Annotated in this window: 12 protein-coding genes and 1 tRNA gene; all 13 read left to right on the plus strand. The window is 61.9% G+C overall.

The features are described from left to right. Positions 1-254: 254 nt before the first annotated feature. The 13 genes from leuC to L1069_RS13810 all read left to right on the plus strand — a co-directional run bounded on the left by leuC (position 255) and on the right by L1069_RS13810 (position 13,912). Complete coding sequence (gene leuC, locus L1069_RS13750; protein WP_129372156.1) at positions 255-1,658, plus strand: 3-isopropylmalate dehydratase large subunit; 1,404 nt, start codon at positions 255-257, stop codon at positions 1,656-1,658. Between the two features lie 16 nt (positions 1,659-1,674). Beyond that, on the plus strand, positions 1,675-2,502 hold the full coding sequence (locus L1069_RS13755) for a hypothetical protein (protein WP_129372157.1): 828 nt from the start codon (positions 1,675-1,677) through the stop codon (positions 2,500-2,502). Further along, the gene (gene leuD, locus L1069_RS13760) at positions 2,502-3,107 is read left to right on the plus strand and encodes a 3-isopropylmalate dehydratase small subunit (RefSeq protein WP_129372158.1); all 606 of its coding nucleotides are present in this window, start codon (positions 2,502-2,504) and stop codon (positions 3,105-3,107) included. The genes L1069_RS13755 and leuD overlap by 1 nt, the downstream gene beginning before the upstream one ends. A 384-nt stretch (positions 3,108-3,491) precedes the next feature. Beyond that, positions 3,492-4,328, plus strand: coding sequence for a hypothetical protein (locus tag L1069_RS13765; RefSeq protein WP_237456039.1), 837 nt, complete (start codon positions 3,492-3,494; stop codon positions 4,326-4,328). Continuing rightward, on the plus strand, positions 4,325-5,371 hold the full coding sequence (locus L1069_RS13770) for an endonuclease/exonuclease/phosphatase family protein (protein WP_237456040.1): 1,047 nt from the start codon (positions 4,325-4,327) through the stop codon (positions 5,369-5,371). Before L1069_RS13765 ends, L1069_RS13770 begins: the two co-directional genes overlap by 4 nt. Positions 5,372-5,491: 120 nt before the next feature. Beyond that, the gene (gene leuB / locus L1069_RS13775) at positions 5,492-6,595 is read left to right on the plus strand and encodes a 3-isopropylmalate dehydrogenase (protein ID WP_129372161.1); all 1,104 of its coding nucleotides are present in this window, start codon (positions 5,492-5,494) and stop codon (positions 6,593-6,595) included. Between the two features lie 185 nt (positions 6,596-6,780). Beyond that, positions 6,781-6,857: transfer RNA gene (locus tag L1069_RS13780), tRNA-Pro, on the plus strand. A 443-nt stretch (positions 6,858-7,300) separates the two neighbouring features. Next, complete coding sequence (locus tag L1069_RS13785) at positions 7,301-8,863, plus strand: ABC transporter substrate-binding protein (RefSeq protein ID WP_237456041.1); 1,563 nt, start codon at positions 7,301-7,303, stop codon at positions 8,861-8,863. A gap of 146 nt (positions 8,864-9,009) precedes the next feature. Further along, positions 9,010-9,990 carry an ABC transporter permease gene (locus tag L1069_RS13790; protein WP_129372163.1) on the plus strand — a complete coding sequence of 327 codons (981 nt, stop codon included), beginning with the start codon at positions 9,010-9,012 and terminating at the stop codon, positions 9,988-9,990. Further along, positions 9,987-10,937 (plus strand): ABC transporter permease, encoded by a 951-nt coding sequence (locus L1069_RS13795; protein WP_129372164.1) that lies wholly within the window; start codon positions 9,987-9,989, stop codon positions 10,935-10,937. The genes L1069_RS13790 and L1069_RS13795 overlap by 4 nt, the downstream gene beginning before the upstream one ends. Positions 10,938-10,941: 4 nt before the next feature. Then, the gene (locus L1069_RS13800; protein ID WP_129372165.1) at positions 10,942-11,937 is read left to right on the plus strand and encodes an ABC transporter ATP-binding protein; all 996 of its coding nucleotides are present in this window, start codon (positions 10,942-10,944) and stop codon (positions 11,935-11,937) included. Further along, entirely contained in the window at positions 11,934-12,977 is a 1,044-nt protein-coding gene (locus L1069_RS13805) for an oligopeptide/dipeptide ABC transporter ATP-binding protein (protein ID WP_129372166.1), read from the plus strand. Before L1069_RS13800 ends, L1069_RS13805 begins: the two co-directional genes overlap by 4 nt. 14 nt (positions 12,978-12,991) lie before the next feature. Beyond that, positions 12,992-13,912, plus strand: coding sequence for a LysR family transcriptional regulator (locus L1069_RS13810; RefSeq protein WP_237456042.1), 921 nt, complete (start codon positions 12,992-12,994; stop codon positions 13,910-13,912). Positions 13,913-14,074 lie beyond the last annotated feature (162 nt).

The following is a 14,074-nucleotide window of genomic DNA, read 5'->3' on the forward strand; positions in this document are numbered from 1 at the left end:
CCGTGGGCAGACGGCACGGCGGTTTGATGTATCTGCCGCCTGCATCACCCCGGCGTTAGAACGAATCTTGATTGCCGGCCCTTGCGGATGTATCTGACAGCCATGACCCTCGTATTGGCGCAAAAGATAGAACTGCAAGACCGCGCACGGCTGCGCGAACGGTTCTATGGCGCCGCCCGCACGGTCCTGGCGCGCCTATAAGGCCGTTGCCCAGCCCAAAGCCAGCATACCCAAATACATACGGGAGTGGACCCATGTCCCCCAAAACACTCTATGACAAAATCTGGGATGCGCATGTTGCGCATGAAGCCGAGGATGGCACCAGCCTGCTTTATATCGACCGCCACCTGGTCCACGAAGTGACCAGCCCGCAGGCGTTCGAAGGCCTGCGCATGGCCGGCCGCGGCGTGCATGCCCCGGACAAAACCATCGCGGTGCCGGACCACAACGTGCCGACCACGCTCGACCGTGCCAAAGGCATTGAGAACGAGGAAAGCCGCATCCAGGTTGAGGCGCTCGACAAGAACGCCCGCGAATTCGGCGTGCATTACTACCCGGTGGATGACGTCCGCCAGGGCATTGTGCATATCGTTGGCCCGGAACAGGGCTGGACCCTGCCCGGCATGACCGTGGTCTGCGGCGACAGCCACACTGCTACTCACGGTGCATTCGGCGCGCTGGCGCATGGCATCGGCACCTCCGAGGTCGAGCATGTGCTGGCCACCCAGACGCTGATCCAGAAAAAGTCCAAGAACATGAAGGTGGAGATCACCGGCAAGCTGAAGCCGGGCGTAACCGCCAAGGACATCACCCTTGCCGTGATCGGCGAGACCGGCACCGCCGGCGGCACCGGCTATGTGATTGAGTATTGCGGCGAAGCAATCCGGGATCTGTCGATGGAAGGCCGCATGACGGTCTGCAACATGGCGATCGAGGGCGGCGCCCGTGCCGGCCTGATCGCCCCGGACCAGACCACCTATGATTATGTCAAAGGCCGCCCGCACGCCCCCAAAGGCGCCCAGTGGGAAGCTGCGCTGACCTGGTGGAAGACCCTGTTCACCGATGAAGGCGCTCATTTCGACAAGGTTGTCACCCTGAAGGGCGAAGACATCCAGCCGGTTGTGACCTGGGGCACCAGCCCTGAGGACGTGCTGCCGATCACCGGTGTGGTGCCCGCACCTGAGGATTTCACCGGCGGCAAGGTTGAGGCGGCCCGCCGTTCGATTGAATACATGGGCCTGACCCCCGGTCAGAAACTGACCGACATCGAGATCGACACCGTATTCATCGGTTCCTGCACCAACGGCCGCATCGAAGACCTGCGCGCTGTGGCCGAGGTGGTGAAGGGCAAGAAGATCAAGGACGGCATGCGCGCCATGATCGTTCCCGGATCCGGCCTGGTGCGTGCCCAGGCCGAAGAAGAAGGCCTGGCCGGGATCTTTGAGGCTGCCGGTTTCGAGTGGCGTCTTGCGGGTTGCTCCATGTGCCTGGCGATGAACCCTGACCAGCTGTCCGAGGGCGAGCGCTGCGCCGCAACCTCGAACCGGAACTTCGAGGGCCGTCAGGGTTACAAGGGCCGCACCCATCTGGTGTCGCCAGCCATGGCAGCCGCCGCTGCACTGACCGGCAAGCTGACCGATGTGCGTGAGCTGATCTGAGCCTAAGGGGGCACCGATGCCGTCCAGCCCTTCCCTTCCCGCAGTCGCAAGCCTGTGGATCGGTGACAGCCTGAACTGGCTGCACGAGCTGTCTTTGGCCAGTTTCGTGCAGCGCGGCCACGAGGTTGTGCTGTTCCACACCGGGCCTGCGGCGCCGCCGGTGCCGCCAGGTGTCCGCACCTGCCCGGCAGCGGAAATCTGGGACCCCGTCCAGGCGGGGCACGGGGAGGCGCCTGCGTCTATGCTGTCGGATCTGTTCCGCCTGTATCTGCTGAAACAGACGGAGATGATCTGGATTGACACAGATATGCTTTGCTGTCGGCCGTTGCCGGACGTGGACTATCACGTGGGCTATGAGCCGACACGCTCGATCAACGGCGCGGTGCTGCGGCTGCCGAAAGGCTCCGCAACGCTGAACCATCTGCTGGACTGGTTTGAAGATCCCGAATGGGTGCCGCCCTGGCTGGGCCGCAAAATCCGCAAGGAGGTGGAGGCCGCTCCGCCCGGCAAGCGGCTGCTGGCAGCCTTTGAACTGCAGCGCCCGTCGCTTGGCCCCCGGGCGCTGGACTACACGCTGAACCTGACCGGCGAGGTAGAACACGTCCGCGAACCGGAGGTGTTCTACCCGATCCGCGGCGTTCTGACCGACGTGCTGTTCAGCGGCCACTGCCAGGAAGACGGCTGGCTCACCGAAAATACGCTGGCCGTTCATCTCTATGCATCCATGGTGCGCCGCTACCACAAGACGCACCGGCCCGAAAAACACAGCTTCATCGCACGCCACGCGCAGGAGATCGGTTTTGATCTCAGCGGCCTGAAGCACCAGAAACAAGGAAACGAGTAATGGAAAAATTCCAGAAACTGCAGGGTATCGCCGCCCCGATGCCACTGGTGAACATCGACACCGACATGATCATCCCCAAGGTGTTCCTGAAATCCATTCAGCGCACCGGCTTCGGCAAGAACCTGTTCGACGAGATGCGCTATAACCGCGACGGCACCGAGATCGAGGATTTCGTGCTGAACAAACCGCAGTACCGGGACGCTGAGATTCTGGTGGCGGGCGACAACTTCGGCTGCGGTTCCTCGCGCGAACACGCGCCCTGGGCAATTGCCGATTTCGGCATCAAATGCATCGTTTCGACGTCTTTTGCCGACATCTTCTTCAACAACAGCTTCAAGAACGGGATCCTGCCGATCGTGCTGCCGCAGGAACAGGTCGACCTTCTGATGGCCGATGCGGAAAAAGGCGCCAACGCCCGCATGACCGTGGACCTGGAAGCGCAGGAGATCACCACCTCGGACGGCGAAGTGATCTCTTTTGAAGTGGATGCCTTCAAAAAGCACTGCCTGCTGAACGGTCTGGACGATATCGGCCTGACGATGGAAAAAGCGGACGCCATCAAGACATTTGAAGACAAGACCGCGCAGGCCCGCCCCTGGGTCTGACCCTGGGTCTGCCCCCCGCATTCTGCCAAAAACACTTCAGAGCCGCCCGGCCCGGGCGGCTCTTCTATTTTCGCCCGCCAGATTCGCGCCGCATTCCCGCCGCAATTCAGCTCTGATCCTTTCGTTGTGTTCCCCCGGCTCTCTTCCACTGCATCTGGTAGGCGGCCCCCACCCCATTTGTTCCTCAACAAAACCCTGATGCAATCGGGCACCAGTGCCGCGGTGAAAGTGGCCCCTGCCCTGCCGCCGGACCTTGAGCGGAAAGCCGCCGCCCGGCAACAATAGGGCAAAAATGAGGCAGAGCGCCCTGGGCCATTCCCGGGGGGCTTCAATTCTGGACCCAGAGGCGAAAACGCCCGTTCCAGTTTGAAGGGATTGAGAGACGTGTTTGCACGCATCACAGGCGCGGCGTTCCGCGGCATATTGGTGGCTATGCTGTTTGCCATGCCGACGCTGATCCTTCCGGCATCGGCCACCGAGTCGCCGGAAATCATCCTGTTCATTGCGCTCCTGGGGTCGGCCCTGGCCTTCACCGAATACAACTCGCACTTCCCCAGCTTTGTGGAATTCCGCAATGCGCCGCCGATCAACCGGATGCGCTTTGCCGCCTGTGCTGCGTCTGTCGGCGCGCTGAGCCTGCTGGCGGCCCATCCGCTGGAGCCGACCGGGCTGACCGCGCTGATCCACCGTCTTGGCGGCTGGCTGGGCGGACAGCTGGATTTTGCCTATTCGCCGGTGCAGCTGACGGTGCTGATGCTGCCGCCGCAGGTCCCGGAAGCCACAATGCTGATGGTGCGCGATGCCGCCGGACTGGTTTATGCGATCGCGGGCGCCGCGATTGCCGGATTTGCGCTGGTGATCCGTGTCGGCCACTGGCCCGTCGGCAGCGGCGCTTTCAATGTCTGGGTCAACCTGCCGCTGTTCGACCCCACCACTGGCGGCGATGTGGTGCAGCGGCTGCAGCGCGACGCGCGGGTCAATATCATCGGCGGCGTGCTGCTGCCGTTTGCCCTGCCCGCCGCGGCCAAACTGGCCTCGGGCCTGGTCGATCCCGGAATTCTGGCAGCCCCGCATATGCTGATCTGGGTGATCAGCGCCTGGGCGCTGGTGCCTGCCTCGATGATCATGCGCGGCATGGCCATGCAGCGCATCGCCGGGCTGATCATGCACAAACGGCGCGCCGCCGGCAGCGCCGCGGACGAGGCGCTGCAAACCGCATGAGGCGGCTGGCGGCGAGCCTCCTTCTTCTGATCCTTGCCGCCGGAGCAGGCCAGGCCGGCACCCTGCGCATCGCAACCTTCAACACAGAGCTGTCGCGGGACGGGCCCGGCCTGCTACTGCGCGACATTGAGCGCGGCGGCGATCCGCAAATTGCCGCGGTGGTAGAGGTGATCTCTGCCGTACAGCCGGATGTGCTGGCACTGCAGGAGATTGATTGGGACTACGAAGGCCGCAGCCTTGCCGCCCTGGCCGGGCTGCTGGCAGAGGCCGGTGCCGCCTATCCTTACCGTGTTTTCCTGCAGCCTAATACCGGACTGCCGCCCCCGGCCCTGCTGGACATGGACGGCAATGGCAGGACCGGCGGGCCGCGTGACAATCAGGGCTATGGCCGGTTTCGCGGCCAGGGCGGTATTGCGCTTTTGTCACGGCTGCCGGTTGATCGCGGCGGTATCCGCGACTTTTCGGCCCTGCTGTGGCAGGACCTGCCCGGCGCGCTGCTGCCTGAACACCCGGACGGGCGCCCGTTTCCCTCCAGCGAGGTGCAGAAGGTGCAGCGCCTGTCTGCCACCGCGCATTGGCTGGTGCCGCTGGAATTGCCCGGCGGCGGCCAGCTGAACGTGATGACATTCCACGCTGCGCCGCCAGTGTTTGACGGGCCGGAAGACCGTAACGGGCGGCGCAACCGCGATGAAATCCGCCTGTGGCAGCTGCTGCTGGATGGCCGTCTGGGCGCCGCACCCCAAGCGCCCTTTGTGATTGCCGGTGACGCCAATCTCGACCCCGAACGCGGTGAAGGCCGCAAGGACGCCATCCGCAATCTGCTGGGCGATCCCCGGCTGCAGGACCCGCAGCCGCTCGGCCCGCAAGCCGGAACTGCAACCGTGGAGTGGCAGGGCGCCGGGCGGATGCGGGTGGATTATGTGTTGCCCTCTGCCGGGCTGACCGTCACCGGCAGCGGCATTGTCTGGCCGGATGCTCCGGGTACAGCAGCCGCCATTGCCAGCCGCCACCGGCTGGTTTGGGCCGATATCGCGCTGGACTAGGGCCAGGACCCGGCCCGGCCTGCGCGAATCCCAACCAAACCCCTTTAATTTCAGGGCCTATTGTTGACCCTGCCCCGCTGTCCCGCTACGCCCTTGCCAGCTGTTTTTAGGAGGACTCCCATGCCCAACCCATCGATTTTGATTCTGCCCGGCGACGGGATCGGCCCCGAAGTCATGGCCGAAGTGCGCAAGATCATCTCCTGGTTCGGCGGCAAGCGCGGCCTGCAGTTCGATGTGAGCGAGGATCTGGTCGGCGGCGCGGCCTATGACAAGCATGGGCTACCGCTGGCGGATGAAACCATGGCCAAGGCCCAGGAGGCCGACGCTGTTCTGCTCGGCGCCGTGGGCGGCCCGGCCTATGACGATCTGGATTTCTCGGTAAAGCCCGAGCGCGGCCTGTTGCGTCTGCGCAAGGAAATGGACCTTTATTCCAACCTGCGCCCGGCGCAGTGCTTTGACGCGCTGGCAGATTTCTCCTCGCTTAAGAAGGACATCGTGGCCGGCCTCGACATCATGATCGTGCGCGAGCTGACCTCGGGCGTCTATTTCGGCGAGCCGCGCGGCATTTTTGAAGAAGGCAACGAGCGCGTCGGCATCAACACCCAGCGCTACACCGAGAGCGAGATCGAACGCGCCGCCCGCTCCGCGTTTGAGCTGGCGATGCGCCGGGGCAAAAAGGTCTGCTCGATGGAGAAGGCCAATGTGATGGAAAGCGGCATTCTGTGGCGTGAAGTGGTGACCCGTGTCTCGGCTGACTACCCCGAGGTTGAGCTGAGCCATATGTACGCTGACAACGGTGCGATGCAGCTGGTGCGCGCGCCCAAACAGTTCGACGTGATCCTGACCGACAACCTGTTCGGCGACATCCTGTCCGACTGTGCGGCGATGCTGACCGGCTCGCTTGGCATGCTGCCTTCTGCGTCGCTTGGCGCACCGATGGAAAACGGCCGCCCCAAGGCGTTGTACGAACCGGTGCACGGCTCCGCCCCCGACATCACCGGTCAGGGCAAGGCCAACCCGATCGCCTGCATCCTGAGCTTTGCGATGGCGTTGCGCTACAGCTTCGATCAGGGCGCCGAGGCCGACCGCCTGGAAGCCGCGGTTGAGAAGGTGCTGGCCGACGGCGTGCGCACTGCCGACCTGCTGGGTGAAGACGGCGTGGAGCCGGTTTCCACCAGCCAGATGGGCGATGCCGTGCTTGCCGCCTTGGAGGCAAGCCTCTGATATTGAGGCAGGTCCAAGCACGTTTCAAAGCCCCGCCTGACCGTCAGCGCGGGGCTTTTTTTATGCCCCTCCCATGATCGCGCAGGCCCCTTTGGCGCCCGCAAAAAGAATTCCTGAAAACCACAGCTTTCTACGGAATCGCCCTTGTCAAACCCCGCCCCCTGAGCTATTTCGCCCTCCACGGTCGGAGCGTAGCTCAGCCTGGTAGAGCACTGTCTTCGGGAGGCAGGGGCCGGAGGTTCGAATCCTCTCGCTCCGACCAATAAAACAAGGCGCCTTAGGGCGTCTTTTTTATTTCCAGCAGATCGGCCGCAACGCTATTCGCGACGTTTCATGCGGTGGATGTGCGCATATTGTTGCCGAGGCGCGTCAAATTTTCCAACCCATGATCCCGGCGGCGTTCTTAACCGCATCCGGACTGCAGGAACGGCAGGCATTCTCCACGGTCTCTCGGTCTGGGAAGAGCAATTTCGGGGCGTTTTCCCCGAGCAATGCCACGCAAGATTCGCTGAAAACTGACCCCGGAGGTGCTGGCTTACACTGCGCCTTTGCCCGATTACTGACCATAAGCGCTTGTAAAGGAACAGATATTCCCAAAGTGCATAGCTCCAATGTGCAGGTTGCATACCCTATGCGATATCGGCATTTCACAGACGCCGCGCCACCGGATAGCGTTCACGCCATAATCACAGGGGAGTATGCCTAATGACGAAATTTGTCAGAAGCCTGGCGGCCGCAGCCGTTGTGGCGGCGATGGCACCGGTTGCCTATGCCGAGACCACAGTGCGCGTTGCCTATGACGCTGACCCGGTTTCACTGGATCCGCATGAACAGCTGTCCGGCGGCACGCTGCAGCTGTCGCACATGGTCTTTGACCCGCTGGTGCGCTGGACCCAGGACCTGCAGTTCGAACCGCGCCTGGCCGAAAGCTGGGAACAGATCGACGGCACCACTATGCGCTTCAAGCTGCGCAGCGGCGTCACCTTCCACAGCGGCAACGCGCTGACCGCCAAGGACGTGGACTGGACCTTTGACCGGCTGAAGGAAAGCGACGACTTCAAAGCGATTTTCGCGCCCTTCACCGATGTTGAAGTTGTCGATGAGATGACCTTCGACCTCAAAACCTCGGAGCCTTATCCGCTGGTCCTGCACACCGCGACCTACATCTTTCCGATGGACAGCGCCTATTATTCCGGCACCACTGCCGACGGCAAGGAAAAGGCCGAGATCGTCAAGCACGGCGACAGCTTTGCCTCCCGCAATGTATCCGGCACCGGACCGTTCATTGTTTCCGAGCGTGAACAGGGCGTGCGCGTGGTGTTCGACCGCTACGCCGATTACTGGGATGCAGATGCCGGCAACGTCGACAAGATCGTGCTGACCCCGATCAAGGAAGACCCGACCCGGGTGGCCGCGCTGCTGTCCGGCGATGTTGATTTCATCGCACCGGTTCCGCCGACCGACCTGAAGCGCGTGGCGGATGCCCAGGGTGTTGACCTGATCACCATGCCCGGCACCCGCATCATCACCTTCCAGATGAACCAGAACCGGGTTGAGGCCTTCAAGGACGCCCGCGTCCGCAAGGCGATCGACTATGCGGTGAACAACTCCGGCATCGTCGACCGTATCATGCGCGGCTTCGGCACTGTTGGCGCACAGGCCAGCCCGGCCGGCTACCTGGGCTACAGCGAGGATTTCGCACCGCGCTTTGACCTGGAGAAAGCCAAGTCGCTGATGGCTGAGGCAGGTTATGCCGACGGCTTCTCGATCACCATGATGGCGCCGAACAACCGCTATGTGAACGACGACAAGATCGCACAAGCGGTGGCCTCGATGCTGGCGCAGATCAACATCAAAGTGGATCTGCAGACCATGCCCAAGGCGCAGTACTGGCCGACGTTTGACGAGCGCGCAGCGGACATGATGATGATCGGCTGGCACGCGGATACCGAAGATTCCGCCAATTTCCACCAGTTCCTGACCGCCTGCCCGGACGAAGCAACCGGCAATGGCCAGTACAATTCCGGCAACTACTGCAACCCGGAAGCCGACGCGCTGATGAACGCCGCCAACGCGGAAACAGACCCGGCCAAGCGTACGGAACTGCTGCAGAAGCTGGAAGGCATCCTGTATGATGAGGCCGCGTTTATTCCGCTGCACTGGCAGAACCTGGCATGGGGCGCCAAGTCCGGCATGAACGCAGGCGACATCGTGAATGCGCTGAACTTCCCCTATTTCGGCGACCTGATCGTCGAAACCGGCAGCTAAGCCGTTGATCTGACCCGGGCCGGTCTCCTCCGGCCGGCCCGGGCTACCAATACAACAAGCGGCCGCCAAAGCCGTGTATGCAGAACCCGCGGTTCCCTTGAACACGGTGTTTTACGCTGTAACCAAACTCTACAAAGGTCAGGACGATGTTTGCCTATCTCGCCAAGCGAGTGATCCAGGCGATTGCCGTGATGTTCGTCATCTCGCTGATTGCCTTTGCCATCCAGGGCAACCTGGGCGACCCGCTGCGCGAGCTGGTCGGGCAGTCGGTCTCGGAAGAAGTACGTCAGCAGCTGCGCGATGAGCTGGGTCTGAACGACAGCTTTGTGACGCAATACCTGCGGTTTGCGGGCAATGCGCTGCAGGGCGATCTGGGCACCTCCTATTTCTTCAAGGAGCCGGCGCTGGACGTGATCCTGAAGAAGCTGCCGGCAACGCTGGAGCTGGTGTTCGGCGCGACGCTGATCATCGTCGGCTTCTCAGTGCCGCTGGGTGTCTATACCGCAATCAAACCCAATTCGATCCTGAGCCGTATTATCATGGGCCTGTCGATCATCGGCATTTCGATCCCGGTGTTCCTGACAGCGATCCTGATGATCTTTGTGTTCTCGGTGGAATACGGCTGGCTGCCCTCCTACGGGCGCGGTGATACCGTGCAGGTCTGGGGCTATTGGCAAACCAACTTTGCCACTGCCGATGGCTGGCTTCACATCATCCTGCCGTCGATTGCGCTGGCCTCGATCATGCTGCCGTTGTTTGTCCGCCTGATCCGGGCCGAGATGATGGAAGTGCTGCAATCCGAATACGTCAAATACGCCAAGGCAAAGGGCATCAGCCCGTGGCGGATCTATTTTGTCCATGCCTTGAAGAACACGCTGCTGCCGGTGATTACCGTGGGCGGGGTGCAGATCGGCACTATGGTGGCCTATACCATCCTGACCGAGACAGTGTTCCAGTGGCCGGGCATGGGCTTCATGTTCCTTGAGGCCGTGAACCGTGTCGATACCCCGCTGATCGTGGCTTATCTGATTGTTGTCGGCTTCATCTTTGTGGTCACCAACACCATTGTCGATCTGATCTATGGCCTGGTGAACCCGACCGTGAATATTGCGAGGATGGGCGCATGAGCACCGAAACGCTTTCCCCGAAATCCGAACCGTCGCGCTGGTCCAAGGCCTGGAATTCCAACATGGGCTACAGTTTCCGCCGCAACCCGGTGGCGATGGTCAGCATGATCATCTTCCTGGTGATTGCCGGAGCTGCCTTTCTGGCCCCGCTAATCGCGCCCTTTGACCCATACGATCCGGGGTCCATTGATATCATGAACTCGGAGTATCCGCCGGCCTGGGTCAGCGGTTCACTGCCTGAATTCATGCTGGGCACCGATGATCAGGGCCGCGATCTGTGGTCGACCATCCTGTATGGCACCCGGCTGTCGCTGCTGATCGGTATCTGCGCGGTTGCGCTGCAGGCCTTTCTGGGCATCTCCATCGGGCTGGTGGCCGGCTATGTCGGCGGCCGCCTGGACAGCCTGCTGATGCGGCTGGCAGACATCCAGCTGTCGTTCTCGACCCTGATGGTGGCGATCATCTTTCTGGCCGTGACCCAGGCGATGTTCGGGACTGATACCTTCAACCGCTATGCTGTCGTGTTCCTGATTGCCGTCATTGGGGTCGCGGAATGGCCGCAATATGCCCGCACCGTGCGCGCCACCGTGCTGGCCGAGAAGAAAAAGGAATATGTCGACAGCGCCCGCGTGCTGGGTTTTGGCCCGCTGCGGATCATGGTGCGGCACATCCTGCCGAACTCGCTGTCGCCGATCTTTGTGATCTCTACCGTGCAGGTCGCCAATGCGATCATCTCCGAGGCCTCGCTCAGCTTCCTGGGGCTGGGGATGCCACCCAGCCAGCCGTCGCTGGGCTCGCTGATTTCCTCGGGGTTTGATTACATCTTCTCGGGCAGCTGGTGGATCACCGCCATCCCCGGCGTGGTGCTGGTGGTTCTGGTCCTGGTCATTAATCTGCTGGGCGACTGGATGCGCGATGTCCTGAACCCGAAACTCTACAAGGGGTAACGCGATGAGCCTTCTTTCCGTTCGCGACCTGACCGTGAAATTCGCCATGCGCGACGAGACGGTCACAGCCCTCAACGGCATTTCCTTTGATCTGGCCAAGGGCGAGCGCCTGGGCATCGTCGGCGAAAGCGGCGCCGGCAAGTCGATCACCGGGTTTTCGCTGATGAACCTGCTCAGCCGCCCCGGTTACATCGACAATGGCCAGATCCTGTTCGATGGCGATGACGTCGTGCAGATGAACGACAAGCGCCTGCGCACCATGCGCGGCAACCGGATGGCGATGATCTTTCAGGATCCGATGGTGACGCTGAACCCGGTGCTGACCATCGGCCAGCAGATGGTTGAAACCCTGCTGGCGCACCGCAAGCTGAGCCGCGAAGAAGCGCGCCAGATCGCCATCGTCAAGCTGCGCGAAGTTTATATTCCGTCGCCGGAAGAACGTTTGGAACAATACCCGCACGAGCTGTCGGGCGGCATGCGCCAGCGGATCATCATTGCAATTGCGCTGCTGCTTGATCCGCAGCTGATCATCGCGGATGAACCCACGACGGCGCTGGATGTGACCATCCAGGCCGACATCATGGAGCTGCTGCTGGAGCTGTGCCAGTCGAACCAGGTGGGGCTGATCCTGATCACCCACGATCTGGGCGTGGTCAGCCAGATGACCGAGCGCACGCTGGTCATGTATGCCGGCCGCATCATCGAGGCGGGGCGCACGCGGGAAATCATCAATGATCCGCAGCACCCCTATACCCAGGGTCTGATCAACGCGCTGCCGCAGCAGACCGTGCCCGGCCAGCGGCTTAAGCAAATCCCCGGCAACATGCCGGGCCTTGCCAATGCACCCGCAGGCTGTGCCTTTAATCCGCGTTGCAAATACGCCACCGACCTATGCCGCAGCCGGGTGCCGGAAACCGTGCAATACGGCGAGGTCGAAGTGGCCTGCCACGAGGTGCAGCGCCTGCACAGCGACGAAGACCGTAAGGAGGCACGGGCATGAAAGACGCAAAGACTGACCGCCCGCTGCTGCAGATCAAGAACCTGGAAAAACGGTTCGATCTGGATCAGGGCTTCCTTGAGACGCTGAAGTTCAAACAGGGCAAGATCGTGCGGGAAAGCCGTGCGGTCCATGCGGTGAACAATGTCTCGCTGGAGGTGGGCCGCGGCGAGGCGCTGTGTGTGGTCGGCGAATCGGGCTGCGGGAAATCCACTGTGGCGCGGCTGGTGGCGGGCCTGCTGACCCCCACCGCAGGTGAAATCCATTATGACGGCCAGCGCATTGATGACCTGTCGCGCGGCGCTATGCAGCCCCTGCGCAAGAAGATCCAGATGATCTTCCAGAACCCCTATGCCTCGCTCAACCCGCGCATGACCATCCGGCAGGCGCTGGAGGAACCGGTGCGCCATCACAACCCCGGCGCCTCGGCGGCCGAGGTGCGCGACAAGGTGACCGAGGTGATGCTGTCGGTGGGGGTCGATCCCAGCTGGGCCAAGCGCTACCCGCATGAATTCTCCGGCGGCCAGCGCCAGCGGATCGCCATTGCCCGCGCCCTGACGGTGGACCCGGAATTCATCATCGCGGATGAGCCGATCAGCGCACTGGACGTGTCGATCCAGGCGCAGGTGCTGAACCTGATGCTGGAGGCCAAGGAAAGCCGTGGCCTTACCTATCTGTTCATCACCCACGACCTGAGCGTGGTAGAGCATTTCGGCACCCGTGTTGCGGTTCTGTACCTTGGGTCGGTTTGCGAGGTTGCGGACACGGCAACGCTGTTCTCCAACCCGAAACACCCCTATACTCGGGCCTTGCTGTCCGCAGTGCCGCAGCTGAAGGATGACCGGCCGAACCACATCCGCCTCAAGGGCGAGATCCCGACGCCGATCAATCTGCCGCAAGGCTGTCCCTTCCAAAGCCGCTGCGCCTTTGCGGACGCACGATGCAAAAGTGAACAGCCAAAAGCCATTCACCAGCCCGATGGCAGCACCGTTGCTTGCCATGCTGTCGAGGAAGACAGGCTGGATGCGGTGGCCGCCGGTTAAGACGGGACACCCAGTTGGACATCATCTGGCTTAAGGATTTCGAAGCTTTGGTCGCGTGCAAGAACTTCTCGCGCGCGGCCGAGGAACGCAATGTCAGCCAGCCGGCCTTCTCCCGCCGCATCCGGGCGCTGGAGAATGAGATCGGCGTGCGGCTGATCAACCGCGAAACCCTGCCGCTGACCCTGACCCCGGCGGGCGAGGTGTTCCTGTCCCAGTCCCGCATCATGCTGCGCACCTACGAGGAAACCATCGAACGCTGCCAGACGATTGATGCCGCGGGCGAAAACGTGATCCGCTTTGCCGCCTCGCAGTCGCTTTACATGACGCATTACAAGACGCTGATCGCGCCCCTGGCCAGCGAGGGCGGGGTGGATACCGACCTCAATTCCACCTCCTGGGCCGCCGACCAGTTTGTCAGCGCGCTGCAGCAGGGCTATTGCGACGTGATCCTGACCTACTGGCATCCGTCAATGGATTTCCTTGGGCCCCTGGAAGTCGCCAACTTCGAGCATCTGACCCTGTCCACCGACCGATATGTGCCGGTTTCCCGCACAACCCCTGACGGCGTGCCGGAATTTTCCTTTCCCAAAGGCGGCAAGGACGCGGTGCCGCTGTTGTCTTATGGCGCAGTCTCGGCGCTGCGCTCGGTTCAGGAATTCGCACTGGCACAGCTGTTGCCCGGCCAGAAGGTCTTTGTGGTCAACCAGAACGCGTTGGCCAACAGTGTCAAGGCGATGATCCAAGAGGGCTTTGGCATGGGCTGGCTGCCCCTCAGCCTGTGCCGTGAGGAAATCAAGCAGGGGCGCTTTGCGGTGGTGGACGACCGGCTGGCCACCGATCTGGAAATCCGCCTTTACCGCGATCCGCGCAGCACCAAGCCGACGTTGGATGTTCTGTGGAAAAAGCTGCATATGTCCGCGCTGGAAACGGTTTGACCCTCATTACCCCGGAAACCTTAAGCACCGCTTCAAAACAATAAAATCGCCCTACGGAGCCTTGTTTTATTGGCCGGAGCGAGAGAGTTCGAACCTTCAGTCCCTGCCTTGAGTAGCCCCACTTGAGTGGTTCAAATTGAAAGTTAGTGCATGGTTGGCCTT

Origin of the sequence: Leisingera sp. MMG026, from assembly GCF_021654205.1 — a bacterium.
Taxonomy (GTDB): Bacteria; Pseudomonadota; Alphaproteobacteria; order Rhodobacterales; family Rhodobacteraceae; genus Leisingera.